General features: G+C 44.4%; 24 protein-coding genes and 9 tRNA genes. 5 read left to right on the top strand and 28 right to left on the bottom strand.

Annotated features, from left to right (window positions below; translation table 11 throughout):
- Positions 1–841 precede the first annotated feature (841 nt).
- Positions 842–1,237, top strand: a complete 396-nt coding sequence (locus AB4503_RS06925; protein WP_017060180.1) for a DUF2391 family protein — start codon at positions 842–844, stop codon at positions 1,235–1,237.
- Positions 1,238–1,581: 344 nt separating this feature from the next.
- Here the strand turns inward: AB4503_RS06925 and AB4503_RS06920 are convergent.
- The 13 genes from AB4503_RS06920 to mutY all read right to left on the bottom strand — a co-directional run bounded on the left by AB4503_RS06920 (position 1,582) and on the right by mutY (position 7,459).
- Positions 1,582–1,657: transfer RNA gene (locus AB4503_RS06920), tRNA-Asn, on the bottom strand.
- A gap of 29 nt (positions 1,658–1,686) precedes the next feature.
- Positions 1,687–1,762 (bottom strand) — tRNA-Thr (locus tag AB4503_RS06915).
- A 36-nt stretch (positions 1,763–1,798) separates the two neighbouring features.
- Positions 1,799–1,874, bottom strand: a tRNA-Asn gene (locus AB4503_RS06910).
- Positions 1,875–1,898: 24 nt separating this feature from the next.
- Positions 1,899–1,974, bottom strand: a tRNA-Thr gene (locus AB4503_RS06905).
- 56 nt (positions 1,975–2,030) lie between these two features.
- Positions 2,031–2,106 (bottom strand) — tRNA-Phe (locus AB4503_RS06900).
- A gap of 235 nt (positions 2,107–2,341) precedes the next feature.
- Positions 2,342–3,967 carry a methyl-accepting chemotaxis protein gene (locus AB4503_RS06895; protein WP_372114055.1) on the bottom strand — a complete coding sequence of 542 codons (1,626 nt, stop codon included), beginning with the start codon at positions 3,965–3,967 and terminating at the stop codon, positions 2,342–2,344.
- Between the two features lie 382 nt (positions 3,968–4,349).
- A tRNA-Asn gene (locus AB4503_RS06890) sits at positions 4,350–4,425 on the bottom strand.
- A 56-nt stretch (positions 4,426–4,481) separates the two neighbouring features.
- A tRNA-Phe gene (locus AB4503_RS06885) sits at positions 4,482–4,557 on the bottom strand.
- A gap of 7 nt (positions 4,558–4,564) precedes the next feature.
- Positions 4,565–4,640: transfer RNA gene (locus AB4503_RS06880), tRNA-Thr, on the bottom strand.
- A 74-nt stretch (positions 4,641–4,714) separates the two neighbouring features.
- Positions 4,715–4,790 (bottom strand) — tRNA-Phe (locus AB4503_RS06875).
- A 103-nt stretch (positions 4,791–4,893) separates the two neighbouring features.
- Positions 4,894–6,027: a membrane-bound lytic murein transglycosylase MltC gene (gene mltC, locus AB4503_RS06870; RefSeq protein WP_017063191.1), complete on the bottom strand. Its 1,134-nt coding sequence runs from the start codon at positions 6,025–6,027 to the stop codon at positions 4,894–4,896.
- 69 nt (positions 6,028–6,096) lie between these two features.
- Positions 6,097–6,369, bottom strand: a complete 273-nt coding sequence (locus tag AB4503_RS06865) for an oxidative damage protection protein (protein ID WP_010435637.1) — start codon at positions 6,367–6,369, stop codon at positions 6,097–6,099.
- A gap of 28 nt (positions 6,370–6,397) precedes the next feature.
- A complete protein-coding gene (mutY, locus tag AB4503_RS06860) occupies positions 6,398–7,459 on the bottom strand; it encodes an A/G-specific adenine glycosylase (protein WP_065584120.1) in 1,062 nt (353 codons plus the stop codon).
- 165 nt (positions 7,460–7,624) lie between these two features.
- On the opposite strand from mutY, the gene trmB reads away from it, so the two are divergent.
- Complete coding sequence (trmB, locus tag AB4503_RS06855) at positions 7,625–8,344, top strand: tRNA (guanosine(46)-N7)-methyltransferase TrmB (RefSeq protein ID WP_017062250.1); 720 nt, start codon at positions 7,625–7,627, stop codon at positions 8,342–8,344.
- 349 nt (positions 8,345–8,693) lie between these two features.
- Complete coding sequence (glsB, locus tag AB4503_RS06850; RefSeq protein WP_017062249.1) at positions 8,694–9,614, top strand: glutaminase B; 921 nt, start codon at positions 8,694–8,696, stop codon at positions 9,612–9,614.
- 138 nt (positions 9,615–9,752) lie between these two features.
- Here glsB and hemW read toward each other — a convergent pair whose 3' ends face one another.
- From hemW to AB4503_RS06815, 7 genes are all read right to left on the bottom strand, one after another.
- Positions 9,753–10,940: a radical SAM family heme chaperone HemW gene (hemW, locus tag AB4503_RS06845; RefSeq protein WP_372114053.1), complete on the bottom strand. Its 1,188-nt coding sequence runs from the start codon at positions 10,938–10,940 to the stop codon at positions 9,753–9,755.
- A complete protein-coding gene (locus AB4503_RS06840) occupies positions 10,940–11,539 on the bottom strand; it encodes an XTP/dITP diphosphatase (RefSeq protein ID WP_017062247.1) in 600 nt (199 codons plus the stop codon). The genes hemW and AB4503_RS06840 overlap by 1 nt, the downstream gene beginning before the upstream one ends.
- A 48-nt stretch (positions 11,540–11,587) precedes the next feature.
- The gene (locus tag AB4503_RS06835) at positions 11,588–12,019 is read right to left on the bottom strand and encodes a DUF4426 domain-containing protein (protein ID WP_017062246.1); all 432 of its coding nucleotides are present in this window, start codon (positions 12,017–12,019) and stop codon (positions 11,588–11,590) included.
- A 28-nt stretch (positions 12,020–12,047) separates the two neighbouring features.
- A complete protein-coding gene (gene yggU / locus AB4503_RS06830) occupies positions 12,048–12,338 on the bottom strand; it encodes a DUF167 family protein YggU (protein WP_017067797.1) in 291 nt (96 codons plus the stop codon).
- A gap of 29 nt (positions 12,339–12,367) precedes the next feature.
- Positions 12,368–12,925: a YggT family protein gene (locus AB4503_RS06825; protein ID WP_081230762.1), complete on the bottom strand. Its 558-nt coding sequence runs from the start codon at positions 12,923–12,925 to the stop codon at positions 12,368–12,370.
- A gap of 57 nt (positions 12,926–12,982) precedes the next feature.
- A complete protein-coding gene (gene proC / locus AB4503_RS06820; protein ID WP_017069591.1) occupies positions 12,983–13,801 on the bottom strand; it encodes a pyrroline-5-carboxylate reductase in 819 nt (272 codons plus the stop codon).
- Positions 13,802–13,879: 78 nt separating this feature from the next.
- Positions 13,880–14,584 (bottom strand): YggS family pyridoxal phosphate-dependent enzyme, encoded by a 705-nt coding sequence (locus tag AB4503_RS06815; protein WP_017062243.1) that lies wholly within the window; start codon positions 14,582–14,584, stop codon positions 13,880–13,882.
- A 26-nt stretch (positions 14,585–14,610) separates the two neighbouring features.
- Here AB4503_RS06815 and AB4503_RS06810 point away from each other — a divergent pair, with 26 nt between their 5' ends.
- The gene (locus tag AB4503_RS06810; protein ID WP_017062242.1) at positions 14,611–15,648 is read left to right on the top strand and encodes a type IV pilus twitching motility protein PilT; all 1,038 of its coding nucleotides are present in this window, start codon (positions 14,611–14,613) and stop codon (positions 15,646–15,648) included.
- Between the two features lie 14 nt (positions 15,649–15,662).
- Positions 15,663–16,772: a PilT/PilU family type 4a pilus ATPase gene (locus AB4503_RS06805; RefSeq protein ID WP_017062241.1), complete on the top strand. Its 1,110-nt coding sequence runs from the start codon at positions 15,663–15,665 to the stop codon at positions 16,770–16,772.
- Positions 16,773–16,846: 74 nt separating this feature from the next.
- Here the strand turns inward: AB4503_RS06805 and AB4503_RS06800 are convergent, their stop codons facing one another.
- From AB4503_RS06800 to AB4503_RS06765, 8 genes are all read right to left on the bottom strand, one after another.
- Positions 16,847–16,984 carry a hypothetical protein gene (locus tag AB4503_RS06800; RefSeq protein ID WP_170791814.1) on the bottom strand — a complete coding sequence of 46 codons (138 nt, stop codon included), beginning with the start codon at positions 16,982–16,984 and terminating at the stop codon, positions 16,847–16,849.
- Between the two features lie 99 nt (positions 16,985–17,083).
- Positions 17,084–17,506, bottom strand: a complete 423-nt coding sequence (ruvX, locus tag AB4503_RS06795) for a Holliday junction resolvase RuvX (protein ID WP_004735480.1) — start codon at positions 17,504–17,506, stop codon at positions 17,084–17,086.
- Between the two features lie 60 nt (positions 17,507–17,566).
- Complete coding sequence (locus tag AB4503_RS06790) at positions 17,567–18,130, bottom strand: YqgE/AlgH family protein (protein WP_017062239.1); 564 nt, start codon at positions 18,128–18,130, stop codon at positions 17,567–17,569.
- A gap of 116 nt (positions 18,131–18,246) precedes the next feature.
- Positions 18,247–19,197, bottom strand: coding sequence for a glutathione synthase (gshB, locus tag AB4503_RS06785; RefSeq protein ID WP_004735482.1), 951 nt, complete (start codon positions 19,195–19,197; stop codon positions 18,247–18,249).
- Positions 19,198–19,206: 9 nt separating this feature from the next.
- Positions 19,207–19,938 carry a 16S rRNA (uracil(1498)-N(3))-methyltransferase gene (gene rsmE, locus AB4503_RS06780; protein ID WP_017062238.1) on the bottom strand — a complete coding sequence of 244 codons (732 nt, stop codon included), beginning with the start codon at positions 19,936–19,938 and terminating at the stop codon, positions 19,207–19,209.
- 153 nt (positions 19,939–20,091) lie between these two features.
- Positions 20,092–20,823 (bottom strand): endonuclease, encoded by a 732-nt coding sequence (locus AB4503_RS06775; RefSeq protein ID WP_017063198.1) that lies wholly within the window; start codon positions 20,821–20,823, stop codon positions 20,092–20,094.
- Between the two features lie 96 nt (positions 20,824–20,919).
- Entirely contained in the window at positions 20,920–21,420 is a 501-nt protein-coding gene (locus AB4503_RS06770) for a SprT family zinc-dependent metalloprotease (RefSeq protein WP_017062236.1), read from the bottom strand.
- Positions 21,421–21,500: 80 nt separating this feature from the next.
- Positions 21,501–22,298: a DUF2189 domain-containing protein gene (locus tag AB4503_RS06765; RefSeq protein WP_017062235.1), complete on the bottom strand. Its 798-nt coding sequence runs from the start codon at positions 22,296–22,298 to the stop codon at positions 21,501–21,503.
- Positions 22,299–22,491 lie beyond the last annotated feature (193 nt).

Raw genomic sequence — 22,491 nt, 5'->3', positions numbered from 1 at the left:
TTCACAATAATTCATCAATCCTAATTAGACCACATTTTTACTTTAATTGGTATTAGGTGTTCCTCAAACCAACTCATGATTACGACTACATTATTTCTGATTCCAGCTGTGAGGTGACTCGAGCATTATTTCAAACGTATATAGCTTTAAGTTTAGCATTCAGATACTCGAGCCATACGCGCTGTAGATGTTTCCTTTATTAAGTGAGCGGCTCTCAGTATTAGTTAACAGCCTTTCGGCTACGAAATCTGACTTCTGCTCTATCTGTGAATCTATAGGATACGTGTAATTAGGGCTCTATCATGGAGGCTTCTCTTAAGAACGCTAGAGCTCATAATGAGTCGACTTAATGTCTCTTGTTATGCATTGAGCTTAAAACCACTCTCGATGGTATTGAGCGACTCGTTCTAAGTACTTCAAAGGGTGAAAGTAGGCTAGATTCAGCTTAAAGGTGAGAGTCGCTAAGTGTGTTCCCAAGTGGTGCCTGAGGGGTATATAAGCTAAGAAATAGAGCATCCCTCGTATTCGTGAAGTGACGTTTATCACCCTGCGGATTTAGATTCTTTGGTTCTAGGTGCTGGTATATTAGGGGTTACCACTCTGTCTTCGATTTTGATGTGTTTGTTGACTCGATATTAATCAGTCGTGTTGACCGTTTTGCTCTGAGCATATTGATTTCTTGCTGGTTAGTTCAAGCTATGTTTTGGTTATTGCGACTAAGATGAAGCTAGAAGGTCACTACTGTTTGCTTAGTAGAAATAAAAATCCCCCAAATCATCGGCGGATAGTTTTGTGATTCTTTTCAGAATTAGATAAAGCCTTAAACCTAATGGGTCGAATTATGAAATTGAGTTTTAACTTTGAAGATGCGAGCCAGATCTTTGTGGGATCTTTTGCCTTGGCCGTGCCGATTTCTTTTTCTGAAGAGGCTTGGAAGTTAGGGGAGACTTTACCTACCGCTAATCTATTGCTGCTATTTTTACTGTCTGCGGTGTTCTTAGGCTTCTATACGTATGAGAGTGTCTTTCAAAAAGATGTTGTTGCTCGGTTGCCGGTGTTTATTTTCAGAATAGTGATTGCTTATGTTATGACGGCATTGGTCGTTGCTTTGGTACTGACTTGCCTGGACAAATTACCTCTATTGAGTGATCCCGTCGTATCGATCAAAAGAGTGATTGTTATTTCAATGCCAGCCTCTATGGGCGCTATTGTAGTGGATAGTTTTGATAAAGAGTAATCTGTGTATCAATTTGGATTGAAGTGTCTTACAGAGCTTTTCAGCGCTTACTTGATTCGTTATTTAGCTTTCTTACCTCCAAACTTAGTATTGATTTTTTCAACCGATCTCCTAGTCAATAAAATGAGTAGCAACGTACTGTGACTGACTCTTACGTGAATGTGTCGTTTGTTGTTGGGAGATTTTGAAGAGCATTAAGTAGCGAAGATTTGTAGCTTTGGAAGGATATAAAAACGGTTGGTTTCTGAATTGAATATGGTATTTGAAAGGTGAGGGTAGTTGTATTAATAAGTTAGGATCTTTAGATGCAAAAAAGCCGCATCAATGATGCGGCTTCTTTTAATTGGCTCCCCTTGCAAGACTTGAACTTGCGACATACGGATTAACAGTCCGCCGTTCTACCAACTGAACTAAAGGGGAATTGATTGTTTAGTCTCTAATCAAGAGAATGGTGCCGACTACCGGAATCGAACTGGTGACCTACTGATTACAAGTCAGTTGCTCTACCTACTGAGCTAAGTCGGCATCATGAATCAAAAAGCTTATGCTTGATGATTAACTTGGCTCCCCTTGCAAGACTTGAACTTGCGACATACGGATTAACAGTCCGCCGTTCTACCAACTGAACTAAAGGGGAATTATTCTTAAAGCTTTAAAGAAATGGTGCCGACTACCGGAGTCGAACTGGTGACCTACTGATTACAAGTCAGTTGCTCTACCTACTGAGCTAAGTCGGCACATAATATTTCTTTGTGCTTTACTGTTGTTGTCTAAGACACCAACAAATAAATTGTGGTGCCCGGAGGCGGAATCGAACCACCGACACGAGGATTTTCAATCCTCTGCTCTACCGACTGAGCTATCCGGGCGACGAGGTGTATTAAACGTGTTTTCGCGTTCTGGGTCAACATTAAATTGCAAAAAAAGTATCGTTTGATGTTTTTCTATACTTAGTGGGTTGTTTTTGCTCATTTGGGGTGAAAAACCTAGGTCTAGCATGCCCTAAAAGATAGTAAAACTACGGTTAACTACACTGAATGGGCGCCGAAATAAAAAAAGCACGTATGAAAACGTGCTTTTTTATTTGAAAATTTTCTAGGGAGTTTAGTGTTTTACTTCAAACCTATTAACCCAAGCTTCTAATTCGTTGGAAAGAGAGGCAAGAGTTTGGGTGCTGTTATGACTTTCTGTTACGACATTGCTCAGTTGGTTACCGCTCTCTTCGATCATATTGATACGCTTCGATATATCATCGCTCACCTGAGTCTGCTCAGCGGCCGCTGTTGCGATTTGATGACTCATTGATGAAATGGACTCTAATGCGACAACAATCTGTTGTAGTGCTTCAGAGGCGTTTTGAGACTCTGTTACGGTGCTTTCACTGGTCGCGGCACACACTTCCATGGTTTGAATTGCGTTGCGAGATCCCTCTTGAAGGTTATTAATCATTAATTGGATTTCTTTTGTGCTCGATTGTGTTCTGCCTGCAAGGTTACGAACCTCATCTGCTACAACAGCAAATCCACGACCTTGTTCGCCAGCTCGAGCTGCTTCAATGGCTGCATTTAGTGCCAATAGGTTAGTTTGCTCCGCTATATCACCAATCACATCCAATACTTTTGCAATGTTGTTTACATCGTTATCTAGGTTAGCGACAGCTTCGCTTGCTGTGCCTAGTTGGCCTGCTAAGCCTTGAATGTTATCTACTGTGTTGTGAATGAGTTGTTGGGTATGCTGGCTCTGTTTGTCGGCCTCGTCGGTGTTGCGCGCGGTATCGCTAGCTGAAGCAGCTACGTTATTGGCTGAAGAGGCCATCTCGGTCATTGCTGTCGCGATCATCTCTGTTGATTGCTGTTGGGTGTCTGTCAGTTGACCAATTGACCCAGCGCGATCTTCTACGCGCTGCAGTTCGCCTCTTAATGCCAGCATTGAAGCGTCAAGGTTTGATACTAGCTCAGCCAATGACTTACTCATTTGTTGTACGGCGTGATAGATACTGCCGTCAATTGCCTGAGTTTCGAAAGAGGTTTGAATTCGACCTTGTGCTACGGCTTGTACTGCTTCTCGTACGTCTTTAGGTTCGCCGCCAAGAAGCGCTAGCATGCGTTTAATGGATACAATTAGGCTCGCCAGAATAAGACCAGCAATCACGACACAAAGGAATAGCTGCCATTGAGCAGTAGACCAAAAACGAGCGTTAACTTCATTGAACCCGATACCAGTGCCGACAACCCAACCCCAATGTGGCGTTTTCTCTGCAATAGACTGTTTTTCTTCAATCGTTCCATCTGGCAGTTTTTGTGTCCAGGTGTACTCAATGATCTCGCCAGTACGATTACCAAGTACTCTTTGGATTAGCTGCCCAACACTATTGCCGTCGCCATCTTTAAAGTCGTTAAAACTGGTTCCGTGCAGTTGAGGATCTAATGGTGTCGCGATAAACGTCATGTTCTCATCGGCTACGTAAACATATTCATTATCTTTATAGATGTTGTTGCGTAGAAGGCGAGTAGCTAGTTGCTTGGCTTGCTCTTCTTCTAGTGTGCCATCAATCGCCATTTTTTCGACTTCAGTAAGAATGCTGTATGCGCTCTTAAACAGCTCTGTTACGCGAGCTTTGTTGTCCATGTTGCTAGCAACTCTTAAGGTCCATAAGCCTGTAGCCGTCAGTGCTAGCAGGGCGATCAAGATGATGCCCGATAATAAGTAAGCTTGCGTTTTTAGTTTCATATTTCCCCGCGCAGCGATTCAATAATTAGTATTAGGTATAATTCATCGAATCTTAATCTAAGTGGTGTAAGGCAGATATTAGAAAGACATCAAAGTATGATAGAGATTAAATTTTCGAAGAAAAAAAAGTAACAGGACTTGGTTCTATTTGTTTTAATGTGAATATTAGCGGGTCATGAACTTTATAAGGCGTTGGTTCTGTTGTAGTGGATATGCTTTATAGAACTTAGAATCAACTGCTGTAGTAAGAGTACTAAAAGGAGATAACTCAATTTATCGAGACTGATTAAGAGTTAGTGAGGAGCTGATGTGTATATTGAATAGAGTTTGTTTTTGTTCAAACGAAAAAAAGCCAAGTCTTTCGACTTGGCTTTCTTGAATGTGGCTCCCCTTGCAAGACTTGAACTTGCGACATACGGATTAACAGTCCGCCGTTCTACCAACTGAACTAAAGGGGAATTATTTGTGTCAACATCAGGTCTATAAAGACCATTATTTGTTAAGCACCAAATAATGGTGCCTCGAGGCGGAATCGAACCACCGACACGCGGATTTTCAATCCGCTGCTCTACCGACTGAGCTATCGAGGCAAAAGAATGGTGCCGACTACCGGAGTCGAACTGGTGACCTACTGATTACAAGTCAGTTGCTCTACCTACTGAGCTAAGTCGGCACACTAAATTCTTTATGCTTTTGTCCGTGTTGTTACTCCCTGTTAAAGAGTGTTGACACCAACAAATCAAATTGTGGTGCCCGGAGGCGGAATCGAACCACCGACACGAGGATTTTCAATCCTCTGCTCTACCGACTGAGCTATCCGGGCAACGGAGCGCTATTAAACGGATTTTCTGCATAACCGTCAACTCCTTTTTTGAAAATAATTAAAAAAACCGTTCGTTCGTTGTTTTTTTATTCAAAAGTGAGGGTTATGTTTTACCTTGGTTAAATTCTTTTTTGAATTGCGTTACTTTTTCGAGGTATCGGCGCGACTCTTTATTTGGATGCTTCTTGGTAAGCGCCCAGTAGGCTTGGCTCGGTTGCAGCGAGTTTAAGTCTTGCATTGCTCGCTTTCTGTCCTTACTGAAGGTATTGAGTACGCCACCAGTACCGCCGTTATAGGCTGAAATCATACTGTATTCAAGCGTTAATGGGTTTTTTACGTCTTTCAAATAACGATTTTTAAGGATGTAAAAGTATGCGGTGCCAGCATCAATGTTGTTTTCTGGATTGAATAAGTACTCAGGGCTTGGTTCACCAGGTTTCTTTTTGACGTGTTCAAATACATCTCGACCAGCGGTTTTAGGTACCACCTGCATAAGACCATAAGCATTAGCCCAGCTTACGGCGTACGGGTTGAAGCTACTCTCTGTCTTGATGATAGCGTAGATTAAATCTTCAGGGATGTCATAACGCTGAGACGCTCGTCGAACGATGTCGGCATATTGATAACTACGCTGGCTAGCGTGGTCGGCCACCATTGGGATTTCAACGTAGTAGGCTTTTTTAAAGTCGACTTCTTTGGTTTTTAGGTTATTCGCGATCAGGTAATCCGCAAACTGGTTCGCTCGCCAAGTCCATTGAATGGGCTTTTTTTCTTGGTCTACGACCTGATTATAGAGGAAAGGTTTGCCTTCTAGCTTGATGCTTTTAGAAGAGAATAGATCGACATGCGCCGGATCATCTGGCGTCAAAAGGGTCGTCATGATCGCATTTTTGAGGTGTTTTTTCGGTTCGGTAGAGGAAACCGTTTCCACCGTTATCAGGCCTTGGCTAAAATTCACTTCTGAACGACTTAAGTAATTATCTATGTATTTCACATAGTTACTCTTACCTGCTATCTTGATTTCACTGCTACCCCAACGTTTTTGAATGTTGCCTGAAAAGCTATCTATTAATGAATCTAGCGCCCCGGTATCTTTTTCAAATTGTCCGGGTAGCTCAGCTAAATTCTTCACAAACCGGTTGGTTGGCTCGTAATTGACATCATAAATGCTTTCGACAAATTCACGGCTGCAGCCAGTTAATAACATGGCTGTTAGGAAGTAACTTAGCTTTTTCATAGTTCCTCATACAAAAATGACATCGCAGCGTTAACCATGATGTCATTAAAAATTGCTTAAATAAATGTCTTATTCGCTTGGTGGAGTATAGCCATCAATTACGACATCTTTACCTTCAAAAAGGAAGTTAACCATCTCAGTTTCAAGAAGTTTACGATGCTCAGGATCCATCATGTTTAGCTTCTTTTCATTGATAAGCATAGTTTGCTTGCTTTGCCATTGTCCCCAAGCTTCTTTAGACACGTTGTCAAAGATACGCTTACCTAAGTCACCTGGGTAAAGTTGAAAATCTAGGCCTTCAGCATCTTTTTGAAGGCGAGCACAAAATACAGTGCGGCTCATAGTGGTTCCTCTTATCGCGTTCGTTGATTCAAACGTCGTCGTTCAGTTCAAAGGGTAGGCTCTCAATAAGCTGCTTTACAGGAGCGGCTAGGCCAATTTCTTCCGGTTTTGATAAGTTATACCAGAGACCTTTAGCCCCTTCCATTATCAAATCTGGTTGTTTATCTAATTTCACTAATACTGGCGTGATATCTAAGTGGTAGTGGCTGAAAGTGTGTCTAAACGCAATCATGGTCTTGATCGAATTGGTTTGAGTGTCTTTGATCGAACGAAGATCTAGTTGATGTTCGATCTCTGCGTTTTCATTTTGAGGGAAACAAAACAATCCGCCCCAGATACCAGATTGAGGGCGCTGTTCGAGCCACACTTGGTTGTCGTGATACAGAATCACAAACCATGTGTCTTTTACTGGCTTTTCTTTCTTAGGCTTTTTGCCAGGGAAGTCGAGCTGTCTATCGAGCTTCTTGGCCTCACACATGCTTTCAATCGGGCACAAGGTGCACTTAGGCTTGCTACGGGTACAAACCATGGCACCCATGTCCATCATTGCTTGGTTGTACTTATCGACATCTTTGTTCGGAGTATGTGCTTCGGCGTGTTCCCAAAGCTGGTTTTCGACTTTCTTTTGCCCCGGCCAACCTTCAACGGCAAAACTTCTCGCAAGCGTTCGTTTTACATTGCCATCAAGAATCGCATGAGGAAGTTTATGAACCGATGATAAGACGGCTGCTGCTGTTGAGCGACCAATCCCCGGTAGCGCGTTCATCTCTTCGATAGACAGCGGAAATTCACCACCATATTGCTCAGCAACGATCTTGGCTGCTTTATGTAGATTGCGAGCTCGTGCGTAATAACCAAGCCCTGTCCATAAGTGGAGTACCTCATCTTGTTCGGCGTTCGCTAGGTCGATAACCGTTGGAAAGCGTTCTAAGAAGCGTTGGTAGTATGGAATCACCGTAGCAACCTGAGTCTGCTGAAGCATGATTTCAGATAGCCAAACGGTGTAGGCGGTTTTGTTTTGTTGCCAAGGCAATTCTTTACGCCCGTAGGCGTCATACCACTTTAATATGGCGGTTGCGAAAGGAGTCACGACATGCTCTATGCTTTGCTATTATTAGAAGCGAAATTGCACCACACTTAACGTTGGATGTAAAACAGACAAATTGTGTGGGAATTTATCCACGGAAAGACTTGCACCGGAGGCAATTCTTTGGATAATCCCCGCTTTGATTAATCAATGTGCAGGCAAAAATCAATGAGTGAAGTGACCACTAACGAATATACTGAAGACGGCAAACTGGTTCGTAAGATCCGTAGCTTTGTTCGCCGCGAAGGCCGCTTAACAAAAGGCCAAGAGAACGCGATGAATGAATGTTGGCCAACAATGGGTATCGACTACAACCCAGAGCTTCTTAACTGGAAAGAAGTATTTGGCAACGATAACCCGGTTGTACTAGAGATTGGCTTCGGTATGGGTGCATCACTGGTTGAAATGGCAAAGAACGCACCTGAGAAAAACTTCTTAGGTATTGAAGTTCATAGCCCGGGTGTTGGTGCGTGTTTAGGTACAGCTCGCGATGCTGGCGTAACTAACCTGCGTGTAATGTGTCACGATGCTGTAGAAGTATTTGAACACATGATCCCAGATAGCAGCCTGCATACTCTGCAACTGTTCTTCCCTGACCCATGGCACAAAGCTCGTCACCATAAACGTCGTATCGTTAAGGCTGAGTTTGCAGAGATGGTTCGCGGCAAGCTTCAACTTGATACTGGTGTTTTCCACATGGCAACAGACTGGGAAAACTACGCAGAACATATGATTGAAGTGATGAACGTAGCTCCAGGCTTCGAAAACATCGCTGAAGATGGTGATTACATCCCTCGTCCGGATGAGCGCCCGCTAACTAAGTTTGAAGCGCGTGGCCACCGTTTAGGTCATGGTGTTTGGGACATTAAGTTCAAGCGTACTAAGTAACTTCGAATCAAATTAAGTGAAGGGTAATCCGACTTAGGGTTTAACCCCTACACTTTATGGGATTGATTAAAGCCAACATTATTGTAATGTTGGCTTTTTTGTCCTTAGGCTTTTATTTCAGTAAAGGCTTAACGACAGAAAGTAATACCAATCACAGTAAGTAAGTGATCAGAAATAGCGTAGGAAAAAGGCTTGAGAACAAGGCAGCATTTTTCGATAAGTAGTTACTCTACAATCAAAAATTCTAACGCAGTTATCGAGCATTTTAACAAGCTAGAGTGAGCAGTTATTTACTACGATTGGTATATGTTACACCCCTACAAAAATAACAATATAGAAGTAAGCGCACATGAAACCAACTCAAGCTATTTTGGCCGAGATCTTAGACGAAGTTCGTCCTTTAATTGGACAGGGAAAGGTCGCTGATTATATCCCTGCACTGGCTCGCGTATCGAACCAGAAACTGGCGATCGCGGTATACACCAATGAAGGTGAGGTGATTAAAGCAGGCGATGCTGAAGAAGCATTTTCTGTGCAATCTATTTCTAAAGCCTTGAGCCTGACGCTAGCTATGGTGCTATATAAGCCTGAAGAGATTTGGCAAAGAGTAGGCAAAGAGCCTTCTGGTCAAGCCTTTAACTCGATGATTCAGCTTGAGATGGAGTATGGTATTCCCCGCAACCCGTTCATCAATGCGGGGGCAATTGTCGTTGCAGACCTACTACAAAGCCGCTTGTCTGCGCCTAGGCACCGCTTGTTAGAGTTTGTGCGTCAGTTATCGGGTGATACTCATATTGTGTATGACAAGGTGGTAGCGGCTTCAGAAATGATGCACAGCGATCGTAATGCTGCCATTGCTTATTTGATGCGTTCATTTGGTAATTTTGAGAATGATGTTATCCCAGTTCTGAATAACTACTTCCACGCTTGTGCGCTTAAAATGACGTGTGTGGATTTGGCAAAAACCTTTAGCTATTTAGCAAACAAAGGCGTGTCGGTTCAAACCAAGAAAGAGATCATCACGCCAGTTCAAACCAAGCAGTTGAATGCTTTGCTTGCGACGTGTGGCTTGTACGATGGGGCTGGTGAGTTTGCCTACCGTGTTGGTATGCCAGGAAAATCGGGCGTTGGTGGCGGTATTATTGCTATCGTTCCTGGCGAAATGACGATTGCGGTGTGGTCTCCAGAGCTTGATCCTTCTGGCAACTCGCTCGCAGGTACTAAGGCTCTAGAGTTGCTTTCAGAGCGAATTGGTCGTTCTATTTTCTAAGAGAAAGATTCGAGCACGGACGTTGTCCTATAGAACGCTTCGCTCCGAGAGAGGGCTATAAAACAAAAAGGGTTGACCCTAAAGCCAACCCTTACGCAATGCTTCTCGAATCTCGAATCTCGAATCTCGAATCTCGAACTACTCGTCTTCTTCTGCCATAAAGGCTTCTAACAGATCATTGAGAAACAGCTTTCCTTTTTCAGTGATCTGCCAGTGAGTGTCGGTTTCCTTCAAGTAGCCTAGCTCTTTTGCCCATTCAATCGTTTTTTGAATCGAGTCAAAACCAAGCCCTGTCGTATCAATGAAATCCTGCTTTGGACATGCTTCCATTAACCTAAAGCGGTTCATGAAAAATTCAAAAGGGCGGTCTTCATTCGGCACTTCAAATTCATCTGATAGATAAGGTTTTACCATGTTTTGGTACGCAGCTAGATAGCCTCTAGGGTGTTTAACCTTAGTGGTACGAACAATGCGTCCATCTGTAAAGCTCAGCTTGCCATGAGAGCCACAGCCAATACCTAGATAGTCACCAAAGCGCCAGTAGTTGAGGTTATGTTGGCACTGATATCCCGGCTTGCTGTAGCCTGAAATTTCGTACTGCACATACCCTGCGTCTGCGAGCTTCTTATGGCCTAGGTCGAAGATATCCCAAAGGTCATCATCATCAGGCAGCGTTGGTGTTTTGTAATAGAACATGGTGTTAGGTTCTATTGTTAGCTGATACCAAGATAAGTGCGGAGGGCCGAGTTCTATCGCTTTATCCAAATCAGCCAACGCTTGTTCAATACTCTGTTCGGGTAAGCCGTGCATTAAGTCTAAATTGAAACTATTCAATCCAATCTTATGCGCTAAATGAGCAGCATTTACCGCTTCACCTTGACCATGAATACGCCCAAGTCTTTCCAGTTTCTCTTGCTCAAAACTTTGCACACCCACCGAGATTCGAGTAATGCCTGCCTTTTGGTAACCTGCAAAACGCTCAGCTTCGATAGTTCCCGGGTTGGCTTCCATGGTGATTTCTATTTCAGGTTTGAACGGGATGCGCTGTTCAATGCCTTGTAACAATCGGCCAATTCCTTCAGGAGAAAACAGGCTTGGGGTACCGCCACCAATAAAGATCGAATGCAGTGGGCGAGGCATACCATTGAGCTGATATTTTTCGATATCAGTATCGAGATCTTCAAGCAGTGCATCTATGTACTCTTTTTCAGGGATCTCGGCTTTCAGAGCGTGAGAGTTAAAATCACAATACGGACACTTTTGTACACACCATGGGATGTGTACATAGAGGCTAAGTGCGGGTGGTATTAGCGCTGCATTGTGCATTACAGAGCTTGCTCCTTGAGAGTCTTGAATAGTGACGCAAGCGCTTTACCACGGTGTGATAGTTGCTTCTTACGCGAAGATTCAAGCTCTGCTGAGGCGCAGTTATCTTCTGGTACAAAGAACACAGGATCGTAGCCAAAGCCATTCTCACCGTGTTCTTCAGTAAGAATACGACCTTCCCATTTACCGTGACACACTAGAGGTGTTGGATCATTCTCGTGACGCATTAGCACCAACACACAGTGGAAACGCGCAGTACGCTTTTCAGTTTCGACACCTTGCATCGCATCTAATAGTTTTTTGATGTTCTGCTTATCGGTTGCCCCTTCTCCTGAATAACGAGCTGAGTAGATACCTGGCGCACCATTTAAGTAATCAACCTCTAAACCTGAGTCGTCAGCAATGGCTGGCAGCCCTGTTTCTTTCGCTGCGTGGCGAGCTTTGATGATGGCATTTTCAATGAAAGTCGTTCCTGTTTCAGCGACTTCTGAAACGTTAAATTCACTTTGCGCGACAACGTCAAAACCAAACTCAGACAGAATATCTGCCATCTCGCGAACTTTACCTTGGTTGCCTGTTGCTAAAACAATCTTACTCATGGGAATGTAGCTCTAAATAAGTTAATAAATGAAAAGTAAGGTTTGAGCTTACTCTTCTATATAGAATTTCTGTGTGAAACGCAGTGGACCAGTGCCTTTTAGGCCTGCGTTCACATCGATGTCGAAGGTGATGTTTTCTTCGTGAGTTACGGGGAACTCAGCAAGGTAATAAATCGCATCGCCTTCTTTGATTTCTCGAAACTTCAAAGTACGGGTGTTTCCAACGAGGTTCTTCGCTGTTCCCGTAATTTTAGCCGTTGTCGCAGGCTTGCCTAGAGAAGCCTTGTCTAACACGCTGATGTTGAGGATTGCTGAGTATCCATTTCGCTTAAGTTTGTATTGCTTAGCGACTTGCGAAGTTAAGAACGTGGAATTAAAAGCCGAGTAATGAACCTCGACATCCTTAATATTCTTAAATTGCCCTGCTGAGCTTGGTAAGGCAACAAGAGCGGTGAGTAGTGCTGTTATCCATAAACGCATAATGACTCCAATAAATAGCAAAAAGCCATCATAGGATGGCTTTGACTTCAGTTGGGATTTGGCTTGGCGAGCATATTCGAACTTGCTTGTGCCTACCGAGATCTCCCTTTTCTATCTTAATTTGCCCTTTTGCGACCTTAAACTGTTTCGCAAGGTATTTCGCTAAATGGGCATTGGCTTTGCCATCAACCGGTGGTGCAGTAATGGCAATTTTCAGTTCCTGACCGTGCAAGCCGACAATTTTGTCTCGGCTTGCTTTGGGTTGGATATAGAGCCTAAGAAGAATATCGTCTTCCTCGGCCCAAACCGCTTTTGGCATCGTCAAAGTACCTGATGTTTGTACTTGAATTATAGCTGATACCAAATAGGGCCAATCATGTCGCCCATTAGGAAGTTCGCAAATTGCAGAACAATGAACAGAACCAGTACGCTTAGGTCGAAGCCACCCATGTCCGGAAGGATACGGCGGATAGGCACTAGCATTGGTTCAGTCAGTTGATGGAATACGTACTCGATTGGACTACGACCTTGGCTTACCCAGCTTAGGATTGCACGGATAAGTAGAACCCAGAAGATCAAACCACCAGCCGCTTTGAGCAGAGACAGTACACCAAAGATAAGGAAGCTAATATCGAAAACGGCAGCGCCGCCAGAGATAATCAGGTTTAGAGCAACGAACTTAAGTACACACAGCACATAAGCGAAAACAACGGTCGCTAGATCAAGGCTGCCGATTGATGGAATAACTCGGCGTAGTGGGGCAACAACCGGTTGTGTCGCTTTTACGATGAATTGTGAGAATGGGTTGTAGAAATCTGCACGTGATGCTTGTAGCCAGATACGCAAGATCACAACCATGATGTAAAGATCAAAAACGGTCGAGATCAGAAAGCTCATCGAGTTCATATTGTTTCCTTTTTCGGATTTACTTGCCGCTTAGATATAACCCGAGCGACAAAATGCTTAAAACAGTTTTTCCATCTCTTCAGCTCGAGCAACCGCCGCTTGCATGGCTTTGGCTACGATGTCTGATAGTTGATGTTCATTGAACGTGCGCAATGCTTCTGCAGTTGTTCCGCCTTTTGAAGTCACTTGTTCACGCAGTGTTGATAATTCAGTATCTTGGTTTGCTACCACCATCTCTGCCGCGCCTAATGCAGACTGCTGCACTAGCTTACGAGCGGTTTCTTGGTCAAAACCTTGCTTGATTGCTTCAGCTTGCATCGCTTCCATAAACAGGAAGAAGTAAGCCGGAGCGCTACCCGCCGCCGCAATGATGTTGTTGATTCCAGACTCTTGTTCAACCCAACTTACTTCACCAACAGCTTGCATCAGCTGAGAAGCAAAGTCTTTATCATCTTGGCTGACAGTTGCATCGGCATAAAGACCACTCATCCCTTTACCAAGCAGTGATGGCGTGTTTGGCATCACACGAACAAGGTTCAGTTGGCAGTTTAACATCTCATTAAGTCGATTCGCATTAATACCCGCGGCAATTGAGATAACCAGTTTGTTGCTGAAGTCGATATCTTGTAAGGGTTTACATACATCAGCCATCATTTGTGGCTTCACGGATAACACAACAACGTCTGCTTGCTCTGCTGCTGCAATATTATCGCTGGTGGTATTGATGCCGTATTCTTGTTCTAACGGCAGCCTTCTGGTTTCTGAAGGTGCTGTCGCAGTAATCTTTTGCGCTGGGTAACCACTAGCAACTAAGCCAGCTACAATTGAGCGAACCATGTTTCCCGCCCCAATAAAGGCGATGTTCTTATGTACCATATATAAAATCCTGAGCGTGTCGCTGCGCGGATAAGGCGAAGCGGTATCAATACTTGTACTTGTCGTTACTTACTACGGCTATTTCGCGTAATCACGAGCGCCGAAAATAGCTGTTCCAATACGAACCATGGTGCTGCCAGCCTCAACTGCTGCATCCATATCACCACTCATCCCCATCGAAAGGGTATCAATGTCTGAATACTTCGCGGCTAGCTTGTCTTTAAGCTCTGCCAGTTGAGAAAATGCATTAAGCTGAGATTGATAGTCAGATACGTTTGCAGGAATCGACATCAATCCTCTTAAGGTGAGGTTGGGGAGCGATGAAATCAACTCCGCGAGTGCAAAAACTGTCTCTTCTGAGGTTCCAGATTTGGACTCTTCACCACTGGTGTTTACCTGAATCAACACTTGCAAAGGTGGAAGTTCGCTTGGTCGTTGATCATTAAGCCTTTGTGCGATCTTATCGCGATCGACGGAATGCACCCATTGAAAGCTTTCCGCGATTGGGCGGGTTTTATTGGATTGAATTGGACCAATAAAATGCCACTCTAAATTTAGGTTAGAATGTTGTTCTGAAAAGTGTTTTACTTTATCTACACCTTCTTGAACATAGTTTTCACCAAAGGCAACTTGGCCTCCGAGTGCGGCTTCTAGAATCGCATCAATAGGTTTAGTTTTGCTGACGGCTAAAAGTTGCACGGACTCTGGAGCTCGTCCGCACTTTTGCTCAGCACTACGAATCTGTGAGGTGATTTGTTCGATATTTTGTTGAATACTACTCATAGCTGACTTTACTTAAGGGAAAATAAATGGATATCACTGAGTTACTAGATTTTAGTGTAAAGCATAACGCGTCAGATCTACATCTTTCTGCGGGTGTATCTCCAATGGTACGTATAGATGGTGAAGTAAGGAAGCTTGGAATCCCAGCTTTGAGTCATGCTGATGTGCATCGTTTGGTTTTTGAGATCATGAGCGATTCACAACGCGGCGAGTTTGAAGAAAAACTGGAAGTCGACTTCTCTTTTGAATTACCCAATGTTGGTCGCTTTCGTGTTAATGCGTTTAACCAAGCCCGTGGCTGCTCAGCTGTCTTTCGAACTATCCCTGTCGAAATCCCGACTTTAGATCAGTTAGGTGCACCTGAGATCTTCGAAAGGATTGCTAACTACGAAAAAGGGTTAGTGCTCGTCACTGGTCCAACTGGCTCTGGTAAATCAACGACTCTTGCGGCGATGGTTGATTACGTAAATCGCAACCACAATAAGCATATTCTGACGATTGAAGACCCGATTGAATTCGTTCACACCAATAATAAATGCCTAGTCAACCAGCGTGAAGTTCACCGTGATACTCACAGTTTTAAAGCGGCACTGCGCAGTGCCTTACGTGAAGACCCAGACGTGATTCTGGTTGGTGAACTTCGTGACCAAGAGACGATTAGCTTAGCGTTAACCGCAGCAGAAACGGGTCACTTGGTCTTTGGTACTCTGCACACCAGTTCTGCGGCTAAAACGATCGACCGTATTATCGATGTGTTCCCAGGTAGCGATAAAGATATGGTTCGTTCGATGTTGTCTGAATCACTGCGCTCGGTGATAGCCCAGAAGCTGCTAAAGCGTGTTGGTGGTGGTCGTGTGGCGTGTCATGAAATCATGATGGCAACACCGGCGATCAGAAACTTGATTCGTGAAGATAAGGTCGCTCAGATGTACTCGATCATTCAAACGGGCGCAGCGCACGGCATGCAGACCATGGAACAAAATGCGAAGCAGCTGATGGCGCAGGGCTTGGTTGATTCGGAAGAGGTCGAGAAAAAGATCGAAATTGAAACCTCAATGTTTTAATCAAGGTGGACACAATGGAATTGAATCAAATCCTTGAGGGAATGCTTTCTCAAAAGGCATCGGATCTTTATATCACGGTTGATGCGCCAATCCTTTTTCGTGTGGATGGTGAATTACGCCCCCAAGGAGAGAAGCTGAATGCGGCTCAAGTTGCTCAATTACTTGATGCGATGATGGAACAAGACCGACGTGATGAATATCAGCAAACGCGTGAGGCTAATTTTGCGATTGTGCGTGACTTTGGTCGTTTTCGTGTCAGTGCATTCTTTCAGCGAGAGCTACCTGGAGCGGTCATTCGACGTATCGAGACTAACATCCCAACCTTTGAGCAACTAAAGCTTCCTGATGTACTACAGGACCTATCAATAGCTAAGCGCGGACTTGTGCTGGTGGTTGGTGCGACAGGCTCTGGTAAATCGACCTCAATGGCTGCAATGACAGGCTATCGCAACACCAATCGCTCGGGACATATCTTGACGGTTGAAGACCCTATTGAATTTGTGCACGAACATAAAAAGTGCATCGTGACGCAGCGTGAGGTCGGGCTCGACACCGAGAGTTACGAAGTCGCGCTTAAGAACTCGCTACGCCAAGCACCAGACATGATCTTGATTGGCGAAATCCGTAGCCGTGAGACCATGGAATACGCGATGACCTTTGCTGAAACGGGTCACTTGTGTATGGCAACCTTGCACGCCAATAACGCTAACCAAGCGCTAGAGCGTATTCTTCATTTGGTGCCGAAAGAGCAGAAAGAACAGTTCTTGTTTGACTTATCGATGAACCTGCGTGGTGTCGTCGCTCAGCAACTCATTCGCGACAAGAATGGCAGCGGGCGTCATGGTGTATTCGAGATTCTGCTGAATAGCCCTCGTGTTTCTGACTTGATTCGTCGTGGTGAACTACACGAACTGAAAGCAACCATGGCTAAATCGAAAGAGATAGGTATGCAGACCTTTGACCAAGCTTTGTATGATTTAGTGATAGCAGGCAAGATCAGCGAAGAGGATGCGTTCCACAGTGCCGATTCTGCTAATGACTTGCGCTTAATGCTCAAAACTAGACGTGGTGATGACGACTACGGAACTGGGGCGTTGGCTGGTGTGAAGATAGATATGGGGTGATAAAAAACGCCTGATTTGATTCTAGGTTAAAATCAGGCGTTCATCATATTCATCGTTCGACTGCGTCTGTATTATCAACGCTTCTTGTTCTTAGGCTCGCTGATTACGTCTGCGTCAGTCGAAGTATGATTCATATAACCTGCATTATTGGAGCTTGTCGAACTGCATGCTGATATTGCTAGAGCTACGAAGATTGCTAGAAAAATTTTCATGTGAACTCCCACTTACCTAATAATGAATTGCTTCGACATTACGCCGTAATATCATTATAGGATCACAAAGGAGTTTAATCTTTGAGCTCTTAATTTTCGTTATGAATATTGTGCTTCAAACCAGCTCTCTAAAATGACGACTGCAGACTGGTTATCGACATTACCTTTACTTAGTGCTTTGTAGCCGCCCATTTCAAAAAGGTCGGCCCTTGCTTCTGTCGTAGAAAGTCTTTCATCATGCAGTTCAACATCGACACCAAAGCGCCCTTTTAGGCGATTGGCAAACTTCTTCGCCCTTGGTGTAATCGCGGCTAGATCTTTACCATGAAGATCGGTAGGAAGACCAACCACGATAAGATTCGGCTGCCACTCCTTAATTTGCTTTTCGATATCGTCCCAATTTGGGATGCCATCTTTGGCTTTAAAAGCTTTTAGAGGGCTTGCGGTGCCCGTGATTTCTTGTCCTATCGCACTACCGATACTTTTTGTACCGTAGTCAAATGCCATAATTGTTCGTGACATGGGGTTTCCAAATTTATCTGTGTTTGAGAGTGTCTGTTTATTTTACTTAGTTGATTTGAGCTAGGCGTGACCAGCGTCTGCTGAAAGCTGAGCTGCATTAATGCCTAACATCTGTACAGCGACTTTCCAGCGGTCAGAAATCGGTGTATCGAAGATGACCTTCGGATCGGCTTCAACGGTTAACCATGAGTTCTCGGTCAGTTCTGTTTCCAGTTGTCCGGGTTCCCATCCTGCATACCCAAGTGCGACTAAATAATTCATCGGCTCATCTTCTGTGCCCAACACCATCAAGATATCTTTTGAGGTTGTCACTGAGATTTGATCCGTCATGCTGATACTGGATTGATAGTTGCCTTTAGGTTTGTGCAAAATAAACCCACGGTCTTCTGCGACCGGTCCACCATTCAATACAGGCTTATCAAGACTTGCTTGGTTGGGTTTTGGCTGATCAGAATCAACCTCAACTTGCTTAAGCATGCTACCGACAGTGACATCAATAGGGGCGTTGATCATCAAACCCATCGCGCCTTCGTCATTGTGCTCACAAAGGTAAATCACCGAATTTTGAAAGTATGGGTCTTTCATTCCGGGCATAGCAACCAGAAAGTGGTTCGTTAAATTCATAGAGCCTCCTGCCAGTGTGTTCCCAGTAAAGGAAAAAGAGCGGCGTAAAGCCGCTCATTGTTCTTTGCCTAGATATTTCTGTGTTTTCGAATAGCTAAGGCTTTCTTTAGTTTAGGCTATTTAGCGTTAACGCGACGCTCAATTGCATCCATTAATTTACCTGTAACTGAAATATCAAAAGCGGCTTCAATTTCACGGATACAAGTAGGGCTAGTCACGTTAATTTCAGTCAGCTTGTCGCCGATAACATCAAGCCCAACAAAGATTAAGCCTTTCTCTTTCAGTGCTGGAGCAACTGCTCTTGCGATAGCCCAGTCTGTTTCACTTAGAGGACGAGCTTCACCTGTACCGCCAGCAGCAAGGTTACCTCGAGTTTCCCCTTTTGCAGGAATACGCGCTAGACAGTAAGGCATTGGCTCACCGTCAACCACAAGAATACGCTTATCACCATTGCTGATGTCTGGAACAAAAGTTTGTGCCATTGCGTAGTTCTGACCGTGGTTGGTCAAGGTTTCAATAATAACTGATACGTTTGGATCGCCTTCTTTCACACGGAAGATAGACGCGCCGCCCATGCCATCAAGTGGTTTTAGAATCACGTCGCCGTGTTCTTCTCGGAACGCTTTAATTTTTTCAGCTTTACGAGTCACGATGGTGGTCGGTGTCAGTTCAGGGAACCATGCCGTGAACAACTTCTCGTTACAGTCACGTAGGCTTTGTGGTTTGTTGACGATCAGTGCGCCGTTCTCTTCAGCACGCTCAAGAATGTAAGTTGCGTAGATGTACTCAGTATCAAACGGAGGATCTTTACGCATTAGTACCGCATCTAAGTCGGATAGCGCGATAGTCTGTTCTGATTTGAACTCGTACCAACCGTTTGGATCTTCTTTTAGTTCAACAACCTTAGTGTCAGCAATGGCTACGCCTTGATCTAAATGTAGATCATCCATTTCCATGTAATGGATTTCGTAACCACGACGCTGAGCTTCAAGCATCATGGCAAAGCTAGAGTCTTTTTTGATGTTAATGGATGAAATTGGATCCATTACGATGCCAAGTTTGATCATTTTTTTCTCCTAGCCTAGATCGCCAAAACGGACTTGTAAGGCAGTAATTGCGGTTAGAGCTGCTGTTTCGGTACGAAGTACACGTGGGCCGAGTAGCGTCTCTTCAAATTTGTATTGTTCTGTCATGCCGATTTCTTCAGCCGACAAGCCACCTTCAGGGCCGATCAATAGGCGTACCTTACTGATAGGTTCTGGAAGGGTATTAATTGAGTATTTTGCACGAGGATGTAAGTTCAGCTTTAATGCTTCACTCGGTTCGCTACACCACTCTTCAAGTTGCATGATAGGGCGAATGACTGGAACCGTATTGCGGCCACACTGTTCACACGCCGCGATAGCAATCTTTTGCCACTGTGCGAGTTTTTTCTCGAAGCGTTTTGTATCAAGCTTAACGCCACAGCGCTCTGAAATTAAAGGGGTAATGGTGTTCACACCAAGCTCAACCGATTTCTGAATCGTGAACTCCATTTTGTCGCCACGTGAAATCACTTGGCCTAAATGTAAGTCTAACGGAGATTCGCTGCTGCGTTCGATGCGTTCAGAAACATTAACGGTGACATTTTTCTTTGATACTTCGGCTATCGTCGCAGGGAATTCAGCGCCACTGCCATCAAATAGAAGGACTTCTTGGCCTTCTTTCATGCGAAGGACACGACCAACATGACCCGCGGCATCTTCGCCTAAAGCGAGTGAACCTAACTGATGAATGCGTTCTGGGTGATGAATACGAGGGATTCTCATGCTGGTAAACCTATAAATATGTTCATTTGGGTATTTTGTCTCTGCCTAACATGGATGCTTTTAGTTGAAAAAACAAGGGTAGAGCAAGAGTTTCAGGGGCAATTCTGAAACTCTTGTTTGAGATAGTTAGGAATGTTGATTGTACGAGCGACGTTATTTACAAGCAGGGTAAACAAATGGGTTGTGATTACCTTGGATGGCATAGATTCGCTCATCACGAGTACATTCCCACTTGTCGACAGGAAATTGCTTGTTCCACGCCATCATTAGGTTGGTTTGTTGCTTAGATAGTTTGAAACCATACTCTTGGCTCATGTAAAGGTAAGTACGCGCGATAGAGCCTTTTGCTCTGTCTGGCGGCATAACTTTACGCTGCTTGAAGTTGACCTGCATTTCACACTGACCATAGCTCACACCATCCATGCCATTCCACTGACTGAAGTTGTAGTTGGAGCGATCACCGTTAACCTCGCCAATGGCCGGAGTTAGGTTGTGAAGGTCGGCTTCCATGGATTTGAATATTTTGTCATTGCGAGTGCAGTTCTTGCGCCCACCATCTTGCCAACACTGACGCTGGTGGCCAAATTGCCAAGCTGGAACCACGTGTTCCCACTCAATTCGACTCGCCCGCTTTTGTTGTTTTCGGACTTGATAGCCACAGCCATCAAGGTCGGGAATGCCTTTCTTTTTGTCCTTCCAAGTAATGTCACAGCCGCAATAAAATGAAGTCGGATGGTCGAGGTAAATCTTCACCGCTTCTCTTTTTGCTTTGGAAAATGAGCTCGGTGGTGCGGCGAGAACGCTTTGGGTTACCAGTAGGCCAAATACTATTGTTAAGTAAAAAGATACAGGTAGGCCAAATGCTTTGAAGGTGAGTTTTTGCATAGAAAAAGACTGATAAAAGTATGATAAACATCAGTCTAGCACTCAAATGTTAGATCTCTCTATTAGATTTGTTCTACCGAGTAAATCAACCTGTCACTAGCTTAGTTGAGTTCCCGTGAAAGCTAAGGTTTGCTGGCACAATTGGCAGCGGTAGGTCGATTGATTCCGAAGTACTTTGTTGTGTCGTCTGATTGATAATGGGTAAGTGGTGCACTCACATCGATATTCAAAGGTTTTTCCTTGAACTGACGCGATTTCAAAGCTGTGAGTTGTTCTGGCTGGCACGTTGAATACTTTTTCCATCACGTATTTCCACTCGTTTCCGTGAGGCCTAACACGTCCGAAAACCTGATGCGTGATCAGGTGTGCGAGTTCATGTGGCACAACCTCGTTGATGAAGGCATCTTCATTTTCAGAAAATAGTACGTGGTTGAGCTTAATTTCGTTGAGCTGAAGGTAGGCCTTTCCCGCCGCTTTGCCTCTTAACTTGAAGGTGATAGTTGGGTGTGGAAATTCACGAGAGAAATGTTGATTTGCGATAGCTAGGCATTCGGCCAATTTCTTATTTGCTCGGTGTTGTTGCGGGGTGTAAGACAAACGTTGTTAACTCCAAATAAAAGGCCTCAGCGTTTAAACCAAGGCCTAATCATAACATTGCTTGTTGATCTAGCGATGCTTTACACGTGATGTTTTTTCTTAATGATCTCGTGATAAGCGTGCCATGTAGCATAGCCAAGTAGCGGCATGGTGACGATCATTCCGATGCCGTAGGTGGCAAAACCCACCAAAATACCGGCACAAATAATACTCGCCCAAACCACCATTGCAGGGATGTTCGATTTCACGGCATTAAAGCTAGTGAAAATCGCACTCATCACATCAACGCGTCTCTCCATCATTAACGGAATTGAAAATGCTGAGATGCTAAATATGAGGCTTGCGATAACAAAACCAATCACAGAACCCGTAATTAAGAAGGGAGCGAACTCAGCCAGTGGTGCGCCTTGCACTGAAGGGTAGAGCGCGTGCAATAACGCAGCGATACGCATCCAGAATATCATCGCAACCATCAATACGATCGCAAAGGCCCATTGGTGGGTGGAGTTGCGAGTGATGGCTTTCATCGAGTGCAGTAGGCTTGCGTTGTGGCCTTTTTCTCTTTCCCAAGCTGCGTCATACAAGCCCAGAGCAAGAAACGGCCCTATTAGCATGTACACGATCAGGCTTGGCATTACGACCAAGTGTGTTCCTTGCCATTGGACAAGCTGAACAATGGCGATTGCCGCTCCCATAAAGCACAAACCGTAGAATGCGCTGATTAATGGCATTCTTACTAAGTCATGCAGAGCAAGCGACAACCAATGAAAGGGTGCGGAAATACTGATTTGGTTACAAGGAATGGTGCGAGCGTAATCCTTATCGCTGACCTTGTGTTTTTTATCGTTCAGTTCGGATGGGTGCGCGGTACGAGGCATAGATCCCCCTAGTTAAATAACGTCCTAGTTATAATTCCATAAGGCTCATCGATGTGGCTTGTGTGAGAGTTATGGTGTTGAGCTAAATTGCTCTTTGTCATCCCAGTTTTTGTTCTAGCGTGCATTTAACGAGCGTTATCAGGCTGAATTAATTTAAGTTAAATGTGAGCTTGATCTCTTAGGAGTTACCTTA

Source organism: Vibrio sp. 10N.222.55.B11, from assembly GCF_041473705.1.
Classification (GTDB): domain Bacteria; phylum Pseudomonadota; class Gammaproteobacteria; order Enterobacterales; family Vibrionaceae; genus Vibrio; species Vibrio crassostreae_C.
Note: the sequence above shows the minus strand (reverse complement) of the source record. Positions and strands in the feature narration are given on the sequence as shown.

What these genes read in the sequence shown, in the direction of transcription:
- AB4503_RS06925 (WP_017060180.1), top strand. Translation starts at nt 842, where the DNA reads ATGAAATTGAGTTTTAACTTTGAAGATGCGAGCCAGATCTTTGTGGGA.
- AB4503_RS06895 (WP_372114055.1), bottom strand. Translation starts at nt 3,967, where the DNA reads ATGAAACTAAAAACGCAAGCTTACTTATTATCGGGCATCATCTTGATC.
- mltC (WP_017063191.1), bottom strand. Translation starts at nt 6,027, where the DNA reads ATGAAAAAGCTAAGTTACTTCCTAACAGCCATGTTATTAACTGGCTGC.
- AB4503_RS06865 (WP_010435637.1), bottom strand. Translation starts at nt 6,369, where the DNA reads ATGAGCCGCACTGTATTTTGTGCTCGCCTTCAAAAAGATGCTGAAGGC.
- trmB (WP_017062250.1), top strand. Translation starts at nt 7,625, where the DNA reads ATGAGTGAAGTGACCACTAACGAATATACTGAAGACGGCAAACTGGTT.
- glsB (WP_017062249.1), top strand. Translation starts at nt 8,694, where the DNA reads ATGAAACCAACTCAAGCTATTTTGGCCGAGATCTTAGACGAAGTTCGT.
- hemW (WP_372114053.1), bottom strand. Translation starts at nt 10,940, where the DNA reads ATGCACAATGCAGCGCTAATACCACCCGCACTTAGCCTCTATGTACAC.
- AB4503_RS06840 (WP_017062247.1), bottom strand. Translation starts at nt 11,539, where the DNA reads ATGAGTAAGATTGTTTTAGCAACAGGCAACCAAGGTAAAGTTCGCGAG.
- AB4503_RS06835 (WP_017062246.1), bottom strand. Translation starts at nt 12,019, where the DNA reads ATGCGTTTATGGATAACAGCACTACTCACCGCTCTTGTTGCCTTACCA.
- yggU (WP_017067797.1), bottom strand. Translation starts at nt 12,338, where the DNA reads ATGCCAAAAGCGGTTTGGGCCGAGGAAGACGATATTCTTCTTAGGCTC.
- AB4503_RS06825 (WP_081230762.1), bottom strand. Translation starts at nt 12,925, where the DNA reads ATGAACTCGATGAGCTTTCTGATCTCGACCGTTTTTGATCTTTACATC.
- proC (WP_017069591.1), bottom strand. Translation starts at nt 13,801, where the DNA reads ATGGTACATAAGAACATCGCCTTTATTGGGGCGGGAAACATGGTTCGC.
- AB4503_RS06815 (WP_017062243.1), bottom strand. Translation starts at nt 14,584, where the DNA reads ATGAGTAGTATTCAACAAAATATCGAACAAATCACCTCACAGATTCGT.
- AB4503_RS06810 (WP_017062242.1), top strand. Translation starts at nt 14,611, where the DNA reads ATGGATATCACTGAGTTACTAGATTTTAGTGTAAAGCATAACGCGTCA.
- AB4503_RS06805 (WP_017062241.1), top strand. Translation starts at nt 15,663, where the DNA reads ATGGAATTGAATCAAATCCTTGAGGGAATGCTTTCTCAAAAGGCATCG.
- AB4503_RS06800 (WP_170791814.1), bottom strand. Translation starts at nt 16,984, where the DNA reads ATGAAAATTTTTCTAGCAATCTTCGTAGCTCTAGCAATATCAGCATGC.
- ruvX (WP_004735480.1), bottom strand. Translation starts at nt 17,506, where the DNA reads ATGTCACGAACAATTATGGCATTTGACTACGGTACAAAAAGTATCGGT.
- AB4503_RS06790 (WP_017062239.1), bottom strand. Translation starts at nt 18,130, where the DNA reads ATGAATTTAACGAACCACTTTCTGGTTGCTATGCCCGGAATGAAAGAC.
- gshB (WP_004735482.1), bottom strand. Translation starts at nt 19,197, where the DNA reads ATGATCAAACTTGGCATCGTAATGGATCCAATTTCATCCATTAACATC.
- rsmE (WP_017062238.1), bottom strand. Translation starts at nt 19,938, where the DNA reads ATGAGAATCCCTCGTATTCATCACCCAGAACGCATTCATCAGTTAGGT.
- AB4503_RS06775 (WP_017063198.1), bottom strand. Translation starts at nt 20,823, where the DNA reads ATGCAAAAACTCACCTTCAAAGCATTTGGCCTACCTGTATCTTTTTAC.
- AB4503_RS06765 (WP_017062235.1), bottom strand. Translation starts at nt 22,298, where the DNA reads ATGCCTCGTACCGCGCACCCATCCGAACTGAACGATAAAAAACACAAG.